The following is a 16,322-nucleotide window of genomic DNA, read 5'->3' as shown; positions in this document are numbered from 1 at the left end:
TCTTCAGCTTATATCACTCACACACTGATGAAGATTATTTAGCGTGCGCTGCAGCAGTGTCAGTGCAGGATCAGCTCATTCCTAATAAGGGGAGAAAATGTTTTTACAAGCCTTAGAAAAGCAAAATCCCGACTTAATAGAAGCCGCGTTAAGCTTATTTAAACAAGGTCAATTGATGCCTGACACAACGGTAATCGATGTTGATCAACTAATTGAAAATGCGATGAAAATGCGCGAGAGCGCGGATAAGTACGGGATCAAATTATTTGCCATGACCAAACAATTTGGTCGCAACCCTCACTTAGCCAAAATATTAATTGAGCAGTGCCATTTCGACGGCATTGTCTGCGTCGATTTTAAAGAAGCACGCTTGATGGCAAAACACGGTTTGCCTATCGCCAATGTCGGACATTTAGTGCAGCCGCCGACCAATATGATTGAAACCTTGGTCAGCGAAATTAAGCCGCAAGTGATCACCGTATATAGCTTAGATAAAGCCAAACAGATCTCTGATGCGGCGGTTCGTAGCAGCCGTCAACAAGGTTTATTGCTGAAGTTTTTCCATCAGCGTGATCAACTTTATACCAACCAAGAATCTGGCTTTCCACTAGAAGATCTCGCGGCAGTTGTGGCAGAAATTCAAGCCATGCCAAATGTGTATATTGAAGGCGTGACGCACTTTCCGTGCTTTCTCTTTGACCAAACAAGCGGAGCTATGCTGCCAACGCCAAACTTAACCACCTTAGTAGAAGCTAAAGTGGCTTTAAACGCCTTGGGTATCGAGTGCCGACAGGTTAATGCTCCATCGGCAACCTGTGTTGAAACCATGCCGTTACTTGCCGAGTTTGGCTGCACGCACGGCGAGCCCGGTCACTCTTTGACAGGCACCATGCCATCGAATGTAAGCCTGCCTCAAGCTGAGAAAATCGCCATGCTCTATTTGAGTGAGGTTTCTCATCACTACGGGCAAGACAGCTACTGTTTTGCAGGCGGCTACTACCGCCGTGGCGGACTAGAAAATGGCTTGGTTTACCATGAGGGTAAGCGCCACCCTGTTAGTATTTACAACGACGATCGCGACAGTATTGATTACCACTTACGCGTAGCAGGGCTATTTCCTGTCGGCTCACCTGTGGTAATGGCGTACCGCACACAAGTGTTTGTCACGCGTAGTGATGTGGCGCTGGTATCTGGTATTGCAACTGGCAAACCTCGCGTAATGGCGCTCTACGACTCGCTTGGCAATCAACTTGGCTCCCCCGCACTCGAGTCACAACAGATCGACACAAAAGAGGCGCATTATGGCTAGATTTATCGTGGTGGTTCTTGATGGGTTCGGTATTGGTGAAATGCCTGATGTGGCAGAGGTACGCCCGCAAGATTGCGGTGCCAACACTGCGCACAAATTGCTGTCGCACTTTCCGCTTAAGCGCCTGCCGACGCTGGAAAAACTGGGGCTACAAAATGTAGTCGCTAATCCAGCATCAGTGATGGAGGCAAACCCACAGGCAAATACTGGCTGTGCGGAGCTTGCGCACCAAGGCGGCGATACCTTTATGGGGCACCAGGAAATCATGGGGACCTTACCCAAACCACCACTGGTTCAGCCATTTCAACACGCACTTGAGGTAATCGAGAAAGCCTTGCAGCAGCAAGGGTATGATGTGGAGCGTATTACGCGCCAAGGTCTATCGCTGCTTCAAGTTGAGCGCGGGGTGATCATTGGTGATAACCTCGAAGCCGATCTGGGACAAGTGTATAACCTCACCTGTAACTTCAATATCGTCCCCTTGGCTAAACTACTCGAAATTGCCGCTATCGTACGCAAAAACAACCCCGTTAGTCGCAATATTGCTTTTGGTGGTGATATTGATTTTGAGGGCGACACCAGCAGCATGCAGCGCATCTTCAATGCCATTGAAGTAAAAACTGATCACAGCGGCGTACCTACTTATATTGGTATCAATGCACCAGACAGTGGCGCTTATGAAAAGGGCTTTCAAGTTGTCCATCTTGGCTTTGGGGTCGATGCTAATACACAAGCACCTTATTTGCTCCACCAGCAAGGCGTCAAAACTTGGCTATATGGCAAAGTTGCCGACATCGTGCAAAACCCGCACGGGCAATCCTATTTGTCTGTCGTTGATACCGACGAAGTCTTTCGTTTGCTCAATCAGGACTTATCGCAACATAGCGAAGGCTTTTTTTGCGCCAATATCCAAGAAACCGATCTCTCAGGGCATCAGCAAGACCCTAAGCAGTATTGGCGCGTTTTAGAGCGTGCGGATCTCGGGCTCAGTAAGGTGATTGAGCAGATGAGCGAGCAAGATGTTTTGATCGTTATGGCAGATCATGGCAATGATCCGTTTATCGGTCACACCAAGCACACCCGCGAGAAAGTACCTCTGCTAGCAGTGAAACAAAACCACAGCGCACTCCTGCTAGGTCAGCGAACTACGCTGTCAGATGTCGGAGCGACCGCTTGCGCCTTCTTTTCTGCCGAGCCGCCAGAAAACGGTCAACCGATCGAGTGTTTACACAACGAGTTTTAGCCCAAACAACGGTGCTTCCTGCGCACATTAACGTTGATTGGTATATCGCACAGCCTCTTAACCAACCTCCCCCTTTCGTTAAGAGGCTTTTTTACATCTCTCGCTGATAGTTGGTGCATGCTCCAAACTACTGAACTTGCACCGGTGAGCAGATTTCAACCAAATAGCCATTAAGATCGCTGACATACGCAGTGGTCTGCCCCCACGGCATCTCTTCAACGTCTTGAACTAACGTTGCACCAGCTTTTAACGCCTGACTAAGCTGCTGCGCAACTTGCTCAGTTTCAAAGGCAATTTCAAATGTCGGCGCATTCGGATTCGGTTTTACCGCACCTTTACCCAGCTGGCTCATCAGCTCTAGCGAGCTAAACGAAAGCGTAGTTTCGCCGGTATTAAGCGCACCGTAGTCGCCGCTTGGGTGCAAAAATTCAATATCAAAGCCAAATGCTGCTCGATAAAACTCTAACGTCGCCTGTACGTTTTCAACATACAAAATAGTGTATTTCAGTTTCATGCTGTTCCCCCATTCACTCGCTTAATTTTATATTGCGCCACTGCGTGCTTTTTAGCTGCCACAACGAGTCTGATTTGCGACACTGAAAAGCAAAATAATGGCTAGTGAGCGCGGGCGATTATGGTTACTCTTATTCTCTATTCACCACTAAGGATTGATATCTTGAAACTGGAAGCCATTCATCACGTTGCCATCATCTGCTCAGACTACTTAAAATCAAAGCACTTCTATGTTGAGTTGCTGGGTCTTGAGATCATCGCAGAGAACTACCGCCAAGCGCGCGACTCGTACAAGCTGGATTTAGCGCTGCCAAACGGGAATCAACTTGAACTATTTTCATTTCCCAATCCACCAGCGCGCCCAAGCAACCCCGAAGCGCAAGGCTTACGCCACTTAGCTTTTGTGGTTGAGTCCGTTGAACAAAGCGCGCAATATTTAACGCAGCACGGTGTTGAAGTAGAACCGATTCGCATAGATGAGTTCACCGGCAAAGCATTCACCTTTTTCAAAGATCCCGACGGCTTACCGCTGGAGCTGTACCAAAAGTGACCTTGGCACTCTTTGCCTAAACCTACCAACTTCAACCTCAGCATAAGAAAACGGGTGTATAAGACTATACTTACACCCAATGATCTTCACTCGCTCATTCAGCTTAAGAATGTGATGTAAACCATATTATTGATGATCAAATTTAGATCCAACTTGATGAAATTTTGATGATGTGAAAACCTTACCACATTAAAACATGAAAACCTTTTCACACATTAAGGGTAGAACAGATGAACAACAAAATTGCAGTGAGTTTACTCAATGCTTTGGGTGGAAAAGAGAACATCCGAGCGCTTGAGCATTGCGCGACTCGTTTACGCGTAGTGGTGAAAGATGACGCTAAAGTTGACGCAGATGCGATCAAAAAGACCGCTAAAGTAGCAGGTTACTTCCTGCAATCGGGTCAGCACCAAGTGATCTTAGGCACGGGTCTAGTGAACGCCGTTCACGGTGAAATGACCAAACTGGTTGATGGTGAGCTAGAAAGCACCAAAGGTGCAGCGTATGAAAATATGAGCCCGTTCCAAAAGGCACTGCGCGCACTGGCTGACGTCTTCATCCCGCTAATTCCAGTACTGGTTGCAACGGGTCTGTTCATGGGTCTGCGCGGCTTTGTACAACAACTGGGCGTTACTTTCTCACCTGATGTTCTGACTATGACGCAAGTTGTAACAGACACAGTATTTATCTTCTTGCCTGCTCTTGTTGTATGGTCTGCTTTCCAGCGTTTTGGCGGCACGCCAGTGGTCGGTATGGTGCTAGGTCTTATGTTGATCGCGCCAATGCTGCCAAACGCATGGGCGGTTGCATCAGGTGATGCAGAGAGATTGTCACTGGGTATCTTCCAAGTACAAGGCTTCCAAGGCACCATCATTCCTGCTCTTATCGTCGGTATCTTTGGTGCAAGCCTAGAGCGTTGGATCAAGTCTTGGATGCCATCGGTAGTGGCACTGGTATTCACGCCATTTTTGACCATCACTATCGGTATGTTGGCGGGTCTTTTGATCATTGGTCCTATCTTCAACGTGGTTGAACACGGCGTAATGGTCTCTTCTGAAACGATTGTGAACCTACCATTTGGTATCGGTGGCGCTATCTTTGGTGCATTCCAACAAGTTCTGACGGTAACGGGTCTACATCACAGCCTAATGGTGGTAGAGCTAAACTTCCTATCAACATTGAAAGTAAACCCACTTAACGCGTTGATCACTGCTTCAATGGCAGGTCAAGCAGGTGCTGCCATTGCTTACACCATGTCACTAAAAGACAAAGAACAGAAAGCGCTTAACTACTCATCAATCGCACCATGTTTCTTCGGTATCACTGAGCCATTGCTATTTGGTATCACGCTGACTAACAGCAAGGTATTTGCATCAGGCATGATTGGCGGTGCTATCGCTGGTGCATTCGCAACCATGATGCACATCGCGCCTTCAGTAATGGGTGTGACGTACTTGCCAGCTATCCCTGCTTACCTTGGTAACGGCTTGATGATGTACATCGCCATGATTGTTATCGGTATGGGCTCAGCAATGATCGCAACCAAAATTCTGCTCAAAACTTCAAAAGCTTAACTATCAAGGGAGCCCAGCAATGGGCTCTCTTTACTTATATGAATACACTACTAAATCAAGCGAATGCAGTTTTAGCAAGCGCGACCACAGCAACCAATGACCATTGGCGTCCAAAGTTTCACATCACGCCGCCGGCAGGGCTGCTAAACGACCCAAATGGCTTTATTCAGTTTGATGGTCAATACCACCTGTTTTATCAATGGCACCCTTTCGCTTGCCAGCACGGTTCTAAATTCTGGGCACACTGCACCAGTGACGATCTTATTCAATGGGAACTAAAACCAACCGCACTTGCACCAGATGCCAGCTACGACAAAAATGGGTGTTACTCAGGTAGTGCTTTTGTACTTAATGATGAGCTGCACCTGTTCTACACTGGCAACCTCAAAGATGAAGCCAACCAACGCATATCAACTCAATGCTTGGCAAAACCGAGCAATAGCAAGCTAGAGAGCTACGAAAAGCTTGGTCCTGTGATTGATGGGCAACCACAAGGCTTCACCGCGCACTTTCGCGATCCAAAGATCTGGCAACATAACGAGCGCTGGTACTGCGTATTGGGCGCGCAAACAGAACAACTGACCGGACAAGTGCTGCTTTACTCTTCTGACGATGCAAAGCAGTGGCAATATCTGGCGCCCATCGCTGGTGATGGCATCAATGGACTGACTGAGTTTGGCTACATGTTTGAGTGCCCAGATCTGTTTGCCCTTGATGGTCAAGATGTCTTAATTGGCTGCCCACAAGGCATCCAGCCGCAAGGGATGAATTTCCATAACCGTCATAACAACGGTTACTTTGTCGGTCAGTTAGATTATGCAACCACTCAATACACCCATGGTGAGTTCCTGCCACTTGATCGCGGCTTTGAATTCTATGCACCGCAAACGACCCTTGCCGATGATGGTCGTCGCTTGCTAAGTGCATGGCTAGGCATCCCCGATGAAGATGATCAACCAACGGTGGAACATAACTGGATTCACGCCTTATCGCTCGTTCGCTCTTTGCACCTAGTCGATGGCAAAGTTCAGCAGCGTCCGGTGGAAGAGCACAAACAATTGCGCCGTAGCCAACAGCAGTGGGCTGAACAAAGCCTCAACACAGAACAATCGCTGAGCTTTAGCAGCGAAAACTGCTTCGAGCTCGCACTCAAGGCTGAGCAAATTGACGGCGTGTTAGCGCTACGTTTAGCTGAAGTGGGTGAGCACTTTGTTGAAATCAGCTTCGATAGCGCAACTGGGGTACTCAAAGTCGACCGCAGTCATGCTCTTCACCAAGATGGCAGCCGTGAATGTCTATTGAGTACTCGCGACAGCTTAGAGCTACAGATCTTCTTTGACCGTTCGATTCTGGAAATTTTCGTCAACAATGGCGAAGAAGTCTTCTCCGGTCGCGTATTTCCTGCTCAGGCGGCATCAAACACCACTGTGACATCGACTAAGTCGTGTATAATCAAGGATCTTATTCGATACGACTACTAGGGAACACCGCCCTAAAGAAAAGGACACGGGACATGCCAACCATCAAAGAAATCGCGCAATTAGCAGAATCTTCTATCTCTAGCGTGTCCCGGGTCATTAACAATTCTGGTTATGTCGGTGAAGAAGCGCGTAAGCGTATTCAAAAAGTGCTCGATGAAACGGGCTACCGACCTAACGCGCTTGCCAAAGCTCTGCACTCTAAACGCAGCCAAACCATCGGCGTGATCTTGCCAAAAATCAATGCGACCTCTTCAGGTGAAAACATTGCCGGTATTGACCAATACTATGCCGACAAAGGTTATTCCATCATCCTAGGCAACACCAACCACTCTGTAGATAAAGAAATTGAGTTTTTGGATCTGTTCGCCGAAAAACAGGTGGACGGCATCATCTTGATCGCGACCACTATCACCCCTGAGCACGAAACCAAAATTAAGAAACTGCGCGTGCCTTTAGTTGTGATGGGACAAACCGCCACCGATGGCTCACCAAGCGTGCTATTTGATGAGATCTCAGCGGCAAAAGATATGATGGCGCATTTGGTTGCGCTTAACCACCAGCGCATCGCGTTTATTGGTGTGTCTGAGCTGGATATCTCGGTGGGTCAAAAGCGTAAACAAGGTTACTTAGAATCACTCGCGGCACACGGCATGCAAGCAAAGCCTGAGTGGATGAGCATTGGTGACTTCTCAGTAGAGAGTGGTTATAAGGCGTGCGAAACCATTTTCACCAATAGCCAAACTAAGCCAGATAGCATCTTTGCGGTGAATGATAAAATGGCAATCGGCGCGATTAACTACCTGTTAGAAAATGGCTATCGCGTACCGCAAGACATCAGTGTGTGTGGCGTGGGCGGCGGGGCAATGTCGGCTTACTACAACCCGAAGATCACCTCATTAGTGTATGACTTTCACGAGTCTGGGCGCATGGCTGCGGAGCTGCTGCACGGCTTGATTGAAAAGACCCAAACCATCGCCAAAAACCACATCAGTTTTGTGCCATACTCGTTGGCTCAACGTGATAGCACTCAACAGAAAAGTACTGAGCAGAAATAGCCACCAATAAGTCAGCACCAAAAATACAAAAAGCCAGTCACTCAACTGGCTTTGATTTGGCTGATACCTACATCTTACGGATCTGCGCTATCTCATCAGCATCAATAGCTAAAGATTCAAGAAACTTCTGATGCTCCTGTGGCTCCATCTCTTCAAACTTCTGGTGCCACTTCACCATGTCTGCTTCGGTAAAACCAGCTGCTTGCATAATTTCGACCCAACGTTGTTTATTCACGCTCTTGTCCTCTCTTACATTTGGTTCTTGCAGCAGGGCAACAATCGCGCTTTGCTGCGCGCGTAATGTTTGGATCTCTCGCTCTAACTCTTCAAAGTGATGTTTCAAGATAGTCGCTTGAGATTGCCCCTGTTTGTCCAACAAAGTGCGAATACTGGCTAACGGCAAGCCATAAGAGCGATAAGAGGAGATGGCTTTTAACCGTGCAATCTCTTTGTCGCCATACCAGCGATAGCCATTTTCACTGCGCAATGTAGGCAGCAATAACTGCTCTTTTTCGTAGTACAAAATCGTGGTGCGCGAAATCCCGCACTCTCTCGCCAGTTGAGTGACCGTTAACATATTCTTGCCTCTTTGTGGTTCAGGCGGCATCTTCAACCCTCGACTGATAGACGGGTCAACACGTTTTTTTCATTAGGCTCTTTTCACCATTAAGCGTGACCGAGTAAACGGAAATTCCAGTTCTCAACTTCACCGGTGGCAATGCGCTGCAGCACTTTGTCACGCCAACTCTTTGAAAGCCTTTCCTGCGCTTTAAGCTGCTCAAGACCTTCTGGATTCAAAGGGGCACCAAAATAGCGCTCACACACCGCTAAGATAGAGAGCGGATTCGCCACTCGTTCAATCAATACTAGCGGCGCATCAACACTCACCACACCAGGCTGTATCACGCGATATAACCAGCCACAGCGACTCACATCTTGCATATCCACAGAGAAATTCTCAACGCCCCAGCGCTGGCTTAACTTCATGCAAGGTGAACGCGGCTGGCTCACTTCAATAATCGCCTCCCCCCACTGGTAGCGATCGCCAATACAAACATCGGCTTCAGACATACCCAAAGTACTGATGTTTTCGCCCATACCTGGCGCCTGCCACGTATGCTCACTGCGGTATTTGCTCGCCCAATATTGATAGTGCTCGGCAGGATATTGATGCAACGCACGCTCTACACCACCATGAAATTTCGTCTCGGCGCATTCGTCGCCTTCCAAACCGGTCGCCGACAAATAGATCTCGCCCGTGATTGGTGATTTGTCTATCGCGGTTGTCATACCAAAACGCTCGGCAACTTTCCCCGTATAGACTCCGGATAACTTGTACTGTTGAGACACGTGACTGCTCTCCCTGTATTGATTAGCTGCGCGCTATTCTGCTGTACTGATTACAAAATGATATGGCTATGCTAACACGGAAAGCTCACAGGAAAACGGGGAAGTTAATTGGTGTCAGGTAGCGATAAAAACTGACTTTTAGCTCTCGAGCAAAGCTGCCCTTCAACACTGATTTGACTGCTCAGTTGATGTAAGTTGCGCTTGGTGGCGAGCCACGTCGCCTCCACCACAATACTGACACCAACCGGAACTGGTTGATGAAATCGAGTTTCTAATTTGGCAGTCATCGCGGTAATACCCATGCTAAACAAGCAATGCAGCATCGCACTGTCATGTAAGGCAGTGATTAAGCCGCCTTGCATAATGCCAGCGTAGCCTTGCACCCTATCTGTTGTTACAATCTCAGCTCTGACCACACCGGGTTCAACGGTTGTGAACTGAAGGGTGTTATCAGCAAAAAATGGCTGTTGGCAAACCACGCAATCCGCGTGATTGTGAGGAAATATTGGCTTCATGGCGTACTAGCCTTTAGGAAATAGTTATGGCTCGACCTAAAATCCATCGCGAAATCTGCACTCGCGCTCCTTACTCATGTTTTAAGCCAAACGGGGTTCCGATGACTGACTTAGAGCAAGTTGAGCTGCTACCAGAGGAGTTGGAAGCGCTGCGACTGGCGGATCAGGAAGGATTGAGCCAACTCGACGCCGCAGCCCAGATGCAGGTATCTCGCCAAACCTTTGGTAATATTGTTAAGCGAGCAAGAAACAAAGTGGCACATTGCTTAGTCAATGGTCATGCGCTGGTACTGAGCAAATAACTTACTAATAAACAGCAGATGCCAGATCTCGCTGCTATTTAGACGGCTCTTGAATTTGATACAGCACTTTGTGTTCCGCACACACCTCTTCGCAATTGCACTCACGTTCAATATCAATTGAAGCCAACCCTCCGCAACTACCCGCGATTGGCTTACGCGAGAACATCACGCCAATCGCCATCAAAGCAATGATCGCCACAAAAGCCAGCACAGTCAGTATTAGCGTCATTTGCCGATCCTAGTGATCTTGGCAAAATTCGCCGGTGCTAATCGAGCCAATAGCGATGGCTTAGCTGCAGGCTTGCTGCCACAACACCCACTTTGTTTACGTGGCTCTCTGCCATATTCCAAGCTTTTCACTTGCTCTAAATTGGCAAAGTCGAGTTCTTGCACAGGCATTTTAGCCGGAGACACTAGTACGGTTAGCTGCCGGTCAAACAGGCGTTGCAGCATTTTTTTACCAATCGCTCGGACGACTACCGCATCAACTTGGTAGGTATCGAGAATTTCCATCCACTGTTTTTTCTTACCACATTGCGATGGGGTTTCCACTAAGGTAATAAGTTGATGGGTATTGCGCTCATCATCAACGATCAGCACTTGCGGAGAGCGAGAGAAATGATTGGCAACTTCAGCGTTGCGACTAGGAATAGCGTATATCATGGGCACTCGAAATAGGTGACTTCACTGTGCCTCTATTATTGCTAGTTATTGGCATACGCCAATAACTAGCAATGAGATCTTAGATTGCGCGCTTGCTTAATGATTAAACGGATTTTACAAACTCAGCTTATTCGCTATCTTCTGTGCTTCTTTGCGAAGCATCTGATCAACCACCGCTTTCGAGGTTTTGCCTACTTTGACCATTAAATCAAAGCTCGGCTCATCAATCGCATACTTTTCTTGCACCGTCGCCAACTGCACTTGCCACAAATGCGCGGTCATTTCGGCATCGGCTAACGCGCGGTGAAAAACGCCATCATTGGCAATTTGGTGGTACTTCACCAAATCACCGAGCTTATGTGAGCTACTCTCTTGATGCAGGCGTCTTGAAACCAGCAGTGAACAAGCGAACTTACCACCGTAGTTGCGGTTGATTAGCTGTAACTCACCATCAAGAAAACGTTGGTCAAAAGAGGCATTGTGCGCCAATAAGTTACTGCCTTGAATAAAGTCAGCAAACTCATCCATCACCTCAGCACAACTTGGCGCGGTCGCTAGCATATTGTTGGTGATACCGGTGTAGCCTTCAATAAAGCTACTCACGCGAAAGCCTGGATTCATCAAACTTTGGAAACGATCGACAACCTCACCTTGGTGCAGTTTAACCGCACCAATTTCTATCGCGCGATCACCTTGCTGCGGTGAAAGACCTGTGGTTTCAAAGTCGAGAACAATAATCGAGCTTGCTGCTGATGGAATAGCCACACTTTACCTATATTGAAGCACTAAAAAGCGGAGTGTAACGACCCAAACGCAGCTTGGCAAAACAATCATTTCACCAAATTAGAGTCGACAAATGGGATTGGAAATCAGCAAGAGAGTAGAATAAATAAAACGCCCTGTAAAAACAGAGCGCTAGATGCGATTAAGGTTGTTCTTCAAACACTTTTACGCCATCAGGGATGGTGTACCAAGAGACCTTCTCTTTCACCCAAAGGTGCGCCGTAGGTGCAAACATTGTGTCGTCCTCTAGGCCAACAGGCTTGAGTTTTAGCTTGATCATCGCAGCATCTTGCGGATTGAAATGGTAAACGCGATTACCGCAGCTTGTGCAGAACTTGGCGGCATTGGTATTACCACTGTCTGCAGGACGGCTCCACTCACCCATCTCACCGCTAAATTCAATATCTTCCGCTTTCACCAGCGCGGTAACGCTAAACGGCGCGGTCGCGAGTTTTTGACACTCAGTACAATGACACGCAGCCACCATTTGCGGCGCGGCTTTAAGTTGATAGGTTACCTGCCCACACTGGCACTGCCCTTCAATTGGGTAGCTCATTACTCTCTCCTTGTGTAAAAGCTGCCAATCTTTGACAGCTACTTAAACTCTTCGCCCTTATTATCTAGCGTCATATGATGACAGTGAGTGCACTGCTCATAGCGATCGACCAACTCTAAAGAAGCCAATCCCGCGCCCACAGTGACACCCGAGAAAAAGCCAGACAAGAACGCTTTAAACTGCTCTTTGCGGCTTTTTCCATAAGGGGAAGGTTTTTGTTTTATGATCTCTTTGTGCTCACACGTTTTTCCACAATTTGAGCAATAACGAACCGCCATCGCTTTCTCCACTACTCAATACAACAGGGATTAACACCCACCAACTACCAGTAAGGTGGGTATAAGTGTCGGTTCAGACTACAAATTCGTGTCACAAAGGTCAAATTTTACTCAGCATTGTCCTTCGGTGGCAGGCTGGATTGCTGGTTCAACTGCTGCATAATCACTTGCTGCTGCGTAGTACTCGATTCTAGCGCTTGAGCAGTGATTTGAATCGCTTTTGCCAAGTTGTATATTGCCACTTCATCAATATGACTCCTAACTGGTATCGGTCTATCAATGGTAGTGGCTTAAGCGCATCAATGCGTATGAGAAAACAATAGAGGAAAGCAATTCAAGTGATAACCGAGTGATTATTTCTTGGTAACCTGCATAATAAATCGCACCAACATAGCTTGTGCGTCGGAGCTGAGTAAGCGCGCAGCGGCGAGTAAATCAGCGTTAGTAAATGGCTGGATCTCTTTGACATCCAATGCGATATCCAAATCTGTCATATTCAGCGCACGAATGATTGAACGATATTGAGAGATCTTCATATCTGACTCACCACGCTCGATACGCTGGTAGGTTTTCAAGCTCATCCCCGCCGTATCAGCCATTTGCTGACGAGTTAACTTAGCAAGTTTTCTTCTGGTGGTAATCACTTGCACAATCGGATCTATCATAGCCACCACCTCAGTAAACGGACATATTTGTCCTAATCAAGGCAATAACTAGACCATGTTAACCATCTGATATTTACCCGCATAGGTAGCCGCTCAGAATAACCAAACTTTTTAATCACTTAAGGTGAAAGGTTGGTTATTAATGGCAAGAGACGATATTAGCTTTGATGCAAATTGCGAAGAGGATCTTAGCATTTTGCAAAACTACATTGCAGAACTTGTTGCATATGTAGAGTTAAGGGCTATCAATAAAAATCAACAAACTCAAATCGCTCTTCGTGAATCACAGTACCGCTTAATTAAATATAAAGAGCTTCTGTTACACGCAGAGTACATCGACGAGACGGATCTCCTATTGATGTATACAGAACTATCTAAGGTGGAAAAGTCGATTGCCAAACTGGGCGTGGAAGCGCTGACCATTGCCATCAATCAACTGGATAACACGTTTATCAATAGTTGATGTCAATTAGCCGAGTCTTTGACTCGGCTAACTTATCCGTAGCTAAGTGACTCGCTAGCGAAACACCGACAAATCAATCTGCTCTAACTCGGCGACGGCGACAATGGTCGGGTGTTCACTCAAACGCTTTAAGTATGCCGCCAAACACTCAAAATGCAGCGGTGATGTTTTGATTGGCAAACTCCACTCCGCCAACATAAACAGGAAAAAATCACAGGCTGAGATTTCATCACCTAGCAAATAAGGTCGACCTTGCAACTGCTGATCAATAATTGCTAAACATTCGCCAATACGCTCATCTTGCGCTGCAATCACATTGGGGATGTAGCGTTCATCATCGGTATGACGATGAGGGTAATAACGCACCATCAACTCAGCTTGCAACGTATTATTCAGATAAGTTAACCATTGAAAGAACTTCGGGCGCAATTTAGATCCCATTGGTGGGATCAACTGATTATGTTGCTCGCACAAGTGAATACAAATTGCTGCACTTTCAAAAATCGCCTCGCCATCATCAATCAAAGTGGGGATCCGCCCTGCTGGGTTCAACTTCAAGTAATCGGTCGATTTTTGAAAATTGGCTTTTTTGTCCACCAAGATAAGTTCGTACTTGGCTTGCATAAAATGCAGTAAAAAGTGCGGTGCAAGACTGGCGTTGTTGGGATAATAATAGAGTTGGTACACAACCGATCTCCTGTGCAAAAAATACACTATACTGGCGCACATTCCTTCAGTATTCGGCAAAACTCAAATCAACGACTTGGACCGCATTTTAGGCAACTTTCCCTCGTATTTTCTCAAAACAATCAAAATCGACTGAGCTGAACACAACCAACATAAAACCTTCTGAAAATCATTCACCTAGATAATTTTTCACCTTAAATCTATTTCTTACCTCAAATTTTTATCGCACCATGTCGCATTTTTTTTGTAAAGAAATGAAACTCTCAGCCGCTACCTTGTACGTGTTGGAACTATCTACGAATGGATGACATCGCCTATTAGGGTAAGCAGGCGAACCGAACCAGAACCAAAACGCAATGCTATAAAGGGTAGATGAACCAATGAAATTGAATTCAATTAGCATCAAACAGAAAGTCGTTGCTGGGATCACGTTTGCCGTGCTCGCATCAACCATCATCATGGGCGTCCTTGCTTACAATCAATCTCGCAGTGTGATAGAACATCACCTGATCGATATCGAGCTTCCAGCTCTGTTGGATGACATCAGCAGTCAGATCGATCGTGAAGTGAATGAAATGCTGCTGGCAGCCGAGCAACTCACCAATAATGAATTTGTTAAACACGCGGTTGATGGCACTGAGATTGATGCCAGTACGCAAGCAATGTTGGTTAAAGAGCTCAACAACCTCCGCCAGCAATACCAACTTAATGACGCTTCGGTTGCGAACCGCCAAACCGCGAATTACTGGAACCAAAATGGCTTCCTACGCCAGCTAAATCAGCAACAAGATGGCTGGTTTTTTGATTTTACCCAATCGGGTAAAGCAACCTCAGTAAGCATTTTCCAAGAACCAACGGGTGAAGTGAAAATGTTTGCCAACTTCCAGTTAGTGCATGGTTTGACGATGTCAGGTCTATCTAAATCGATGGATGACATGGTTTCGTTACTGAATAACTTTAAAATTGAACAAACTGGCTTTGTTTTTCTTACCGACGCACAAGGCGCGGTAAAAATTCATCGCGATCGCTCAATGGCAAACTCTTCACTTTCTCGCCTGTATGGCGCAGAGACTGCAAGCCTACTCAACAAAAACCACTTCAATTTAATCGAAGCCAATTACCAAGGACAGCGCGTCTTTGTTTCGAGCACCTACGTGCCATCAATGGATTGGTATGTTGTCGGCGTGGTACCGGTTGAAGAAGTGTTTGCAGATCTCGCAAATGTTGCCACCGAGATGATGGTGACAACGGCAGTGATCGCCGCCATCTTTATCTTTATGGGCTTGCTTCTTGCCAATAGCATCACGCGTCCAATTCGCGAAATCGCCCAGCGCTTTAGCGACCTTGGCAAAGGTGATGGCGATTTGTCACAACGCATCAACGTGAAATCTCACGATGAAATTGGTCAGCTCTCACAGGGCTTTAACGGCTTTATTGAAAAGATCCATGACTCAATGAAGGAAGTTGCCTTTACTAGCCATGCGCTGCAAGCTGCCGCTGATAGCGTCTCTGATCGCGCTAATTCAACGCATAACAACAGCCAAATGCAGCATGACCAAACCATTCAGCTCGTAACTGCCATCAACCAAATGGGCGCAACCATCAGCGAAATCGCGTCTAACGCTGCGACAGCTGCAGAAACTGCATCTCTGGCATCTGATAACACTGAAATGGGACAAAGTGTTGTCGGCACAGCCAAAGACGCCATCAGCCGCTTAGCATTGGATATCGACAACACAGGTCAAGTGATTGAGCAACTGGCGTCTACCACGCAAGAAATTGGCTCAATTTTGGATGTGATTCGCGATATTTCCGACCAAACGAACCTACTCGCTTTGAATGCAGCGATTGAAGCGGCACGTGCAGGTGAACAAGGTCGAGGATTTGCAGTGGTGGCTGATGAAGTGCGTAACCTAGCCAGCCGCACCGCCTCATCAACCGATGAAATCCAAAAAATGATTAACCAGCTACAAAGCGATGCCAAAGATGCTGTAATGGCGATGGAAGCAGGTAAAGCGGTAACCCATGAAGGTGTGGCTTCATCTGACGAAGCGGTTGATGTATTGCGCAGTATTTCAGAACGTATCCACGATATTTCTGATCGCAATACGCAAGTGGCAACGGCAACAGAAGAGCAATCGACTGTGGTTTACACCATTAACAACAACATCGAAGAGATCAATGCGATTAACTCTGCGACCACCAGCACCGCTGAAGAATTAGCGCTAGCCAGTGCAGAACTAAAAGATCTATCACAACGCCTAGACAGCATGGTGGGTAGCTTTAAGCTGTAACCCAGCTTCTTAAACAACAAAGCCCCGCAAATTTTACGGGG

The 16,322-nt window shown here is 46.9% G+C and carries 21 protein-coding genes; 9 read left to right on the top strand and 12 right to left on the bottom strand.

Features of this window, described 5'->3' with window-relative positions:
- Positions 1 to 97 precede the first annotated feature (97 nt).
- Together DPF93_RS04395 and DPF93_RS04390 are read left to right on the top strand one after the other, a co-directional pair.
- Positions 98 to 1,309: a YhfX family PLP-dependent enzyme gene (locus DPF93_RS04395; RefSeq protein WP_114765000.1), complete on the top strand. Its 1,212-nt coding sequence runs from the start codon at positions 98 to 100 to the stop codon at positions 1,307 to 1,309.
- Positions 1,302 to 2,552 carry a phosphopentomutase gene (locus tag DPF93_RS04390; RefSeq protein ID WP_114764999.1) on the top strand — a complete coding sequence of 417 codons (1,251 nt, stop codon included), beginning with the start codon at positions 1,302 to 1,304 and terminating at the stop codon, positions 2,550 to 2,552. Before DPF93_RS04395 ends, DPF93_RS04390 begins: the two co-directional genes overlap by 8 nt.
- A 127-nt stretch (positions 2,553 to 2,679) precedes the next feature.
- Here the strand turns inward: DPF93_RS04390 and DPF93_RS04385 are convergent, their stop codons facing one another.
- The gene (locus DPF93_RS04385; protein WP_114764998.1) at positions 2,680 to 3,066 is read right to left on the bottom strand and encodes a VOC family protein; all 387 of its coding nucleotides are present in this window, start codon (positions 3,064 to 3,066) and stop codon (positions 2,680 to 2,682) included.
- A 162-nt stretch (positions 3,067 to 3,228) separates the two neighbouring features.
- Here DPF93_RS04385 and gloA2 point away from each other — a divergent pair, with 162 nt between their 5' ends.
- The 4 genes from gloA2 (at position 3,229) to DPF93_RS04365 (ending at position 7,725) form a co-directional block, all read left to right on the top strand.
- Positions 3,229 to 3,615 (top strand): SMU1112c/YaeR family gloxylase I-like metalloprotein, encoded by a 387-nt coding sequence (gene gloA2, locus DPF93_RS04380; RefSeq protein WP_114764997.1) that lies wholly within the window; start codon positions 3,229 to 3,231, stop codon positions 3,613 to 3,615.
- 230 nt (positions 3,616 to 3,845) lie between these two features.
- Entirely contained in the window at positions 3,846 to 5,189 is a 1,344-nt protein-coding gene (locus tag DPF93_RS04375; protein WP_114764996.1) for a PTS transporter subunit EIIC, read from the top strand.
- 38 nt (positions 5,190 to 5,227) lie between these two features.
- A complete protein-coding gene (locus DPF93_RS04370) occupies positions 5,228 to 6,670 on the top strand; it encodes a glycoside hydrolase family 32 protein (RefSeq protein ID WP_114764995.1) in 1,443 nt (480 codons plus the stop codon).
- Positions 6,671 to 6,702: 32 nt separating this feature from the next.
- Complete coding sequence (locus tag DPF93_RS04365) at positions 6,703 to 7,725, top strand: LacI family DNA-binding transcriptional regulator (RefSeq protein WP_114764994.1); 1,023 nt, start codon at positions 6,703 to 6,705, stop codon at positions 7,723 to 7,725.
- Positions 7,726 to 7,792: 67 nt separating this feature from the next.
- On the opposite strand, the gene DPF93_RS04360 is transcribed toward DPF93_RS04365, so the two are convergent.
- The 3 genes from DPF93_RS04360 to DPF93_RS04350 all read right to left on the bottom strand — a co-directional run bounded on the left by DPF93_RS04360 (position 7,793) and on the right by DPF93_RS04350 (position 9,590).
- On the bottom strand, positions 7,793 to 8,302 hold the full coding sequence (locus DPF93_RS04360; RefSeq protein ID WP_114764993.1) for a MerR family transcriptional regulator: 510 nt from the start codon (positions 8,300 to 8,302) through the stop codon (positions 7,793 to 7,795).
- Between the two features lie 89 nt (positions 8,303 to 8,391).
- On the bottom strand, positions 8,392 to 9,015 hold the full coding sequence (locus tag DPF93_RS04355; RefSeq protein ID WP_114765159.1) for an MOSC domain-containing protein: 624 nt from the start codon (positions 9,013 to 9,015) through the stop codon (positions 8,392 to 8,394).
- Positions 9,016 to 9,179: 164 nt separating this feature from the next.
- Complete coding sequence (locus DPF93_RS04350; protein WP_114764992.1) at positions 9,180 to 9,590, bottom strand: PaaI family thioesterase; 411 nt, start codon at positions 9,588 to 9,590, stop codon at positions 9,180 to 9,182.
- Between the two features lie 26 nt (positions 9,591 to 9,616).
- Between DPF93_RS04350 and DPF93_RS04345 the strand changes: the two genes are divergently transcribed.
- Positions 9,617 to 9,892, top strand: a complete 276-nt coding sequence (locus tag DPF93_RS04345; RefSeq protein ID WP_075649153.1) for a DUF134 domain-containing protein — start codon at positions 9,617 to 9,619, stop codon at positions 9,890 to 9,892.
- Positions 9,893 to 9,926: 34 nt separating this feature from the next.
- On the opposite strand, the gene nqrM is transcribed toward DPF93_RS04345, so the two are convergent.
- From nqrM to DPF93_RS04315, 7 genes are all read right to left on the bottom strand, one after another.
- Complete coding sequence (gene nqrM, locus DPF93_RS04340; protein ID WP_075649154.1) at positions 9,927 to 10,121, bottom strand: (Na+)-NQR maturation NqrM; 195 nt, start codon at positions 10,119 to 10,121, stop codon at positions 9,927 to 9,929.
- On the bottom strand, positions 10,118 to 10,555 hold the full coding sequence (locus DPF93_RS04335; protein WP_075649155.1) for a NifB/NifX family molybdenum-iron cluster-binding protein: 438 nt from the start codon (positions 10,553 to 10,555) through the stop codon (positions 10,118 to 10,120). Before DPF93_RS04335 ends, nqrM begins: the two co-directional genes overlap by 4 nt.
- A gap of 114 nt (positions 10,556 to 10,669) precedes the next feature.
- A complete protein-coding gene (locus DPF93_RS04330) occupies positions 10,670 to 11,320 on the bottom strand; it encodes a 3'-5' exonuclease (RefSeq protein WP_244204673.1) in 651 nt (216 codons plus the stop codon).
- Positions 11,321 to 11,480: 160 nt separating this feature from the next.
- Entirely contained in the window at positions 11,481 to 11,894 is a 414-nt protein-coding gene (locus DPF93_RS04325; protein WP_114764991.1) for a GFA family protein, read from the bottom strand.
- A 38-nt stretch (positions 11,895 to 11,932) separates the two neighbouring features.
- Positions 11,933 to 12,172 carry a hypothetical protein gene (locus DPF93_RS04320; RefSeq protein WP_114764990.1) on the bottom strand — a complete coding sequence of 80 codons (240 nt, stop codon included), beginning with the start codon at positions 12,170 to 12,172 and terminating at the stop codon, positions 11,933 to 11,935.
- 107 nt (positions 12,173 to 12,279) lie between these two features.
- Entirely contained in the window at positions 12,280 to 12,414 is a 135-nt protein-coding gene (locus tag DPF93_RS21505; protein WP_279628045.1) for a hypothetical protein, read from the bottom strand.
- A gap of 111 nt (positions 12,415 to 12,525) precedes the next feature.
- Positions 12,526 to 12,837, bottom strand: a complete 312-nt coding sequence (locus tag DPF93_RS04315) for a helix-turn-helix transcriptional regulator (RefSeq protein ID WP_114764989.1) — start codon at positions 12,835 to 12,837, stop codon at positions 12,526 to 12,528.
- A 142-nt stretch (positions 12,838 to 12,979) separates the two neighbouring features.
- Here DPF93_RS04315 and DPF93_RS04310 point away from each other — a divergent pair, with 142 nt between their 5' ends.
- Entirely contained in the window at positions 12,980 to 13,300 is a 321-nt protein-coding gene (locus tag DPF93_RS04310; protein WP_114764988.1) for a hypothetical protein, read from the top strand.
- Positions 13,301 to 13,354: 54 nt separating this feature from the next.
- Here the strand turns inward: DPF93_RS04310 and DPF93_RS04305 are convergent, their stop codons facing one another.
- Positions 13,355 to 13,987, bottom strand: a complete 633-nt coding sequence (locus tag DPF93_RS04305) for a glutathione S-transferase family protein (protein ID WP_114764987.1) — start codon at positions 13,985 to 13,987, stop codon at positions 13,355 to 13,357.
- A gap of 380 nt (positions 13,988 to 14,367) precedes the next feature.
- Here DPF93_RS04305 and DPF93_RS04300 point away from each other — a divergent pair, with 380 nt between their 5' ends.
- Positions 14,368 to 16,281 (top strand): methyl-accepting chemotaxis protein, encoded by a 1,914-nt coding sequence (locus tag DPF93_RS04300; protein ID WP_114764986.1) that lies wholly within the window; start codon positions 14,368 to 14,370, stop codon positions 16,279 to 16,281.
- The last annotated feature ends 41 nt before the right edge of the window (positions 16,282 to 16,322 follow it).

This window comes from Vibrio rhodolitus, assembly GCF_003350325.1.
Lineage (GTDB): Bacteria > Pseudomonadota > Gammaproteobacteria > Enterobacterales > Vibrionaceae > Vibrio > Vibrio rhodolitus.
Note: the sequence above shows the minus strand (reverse complement) of the source record. Positions and strands in the feature narration are given on the sequence as shown.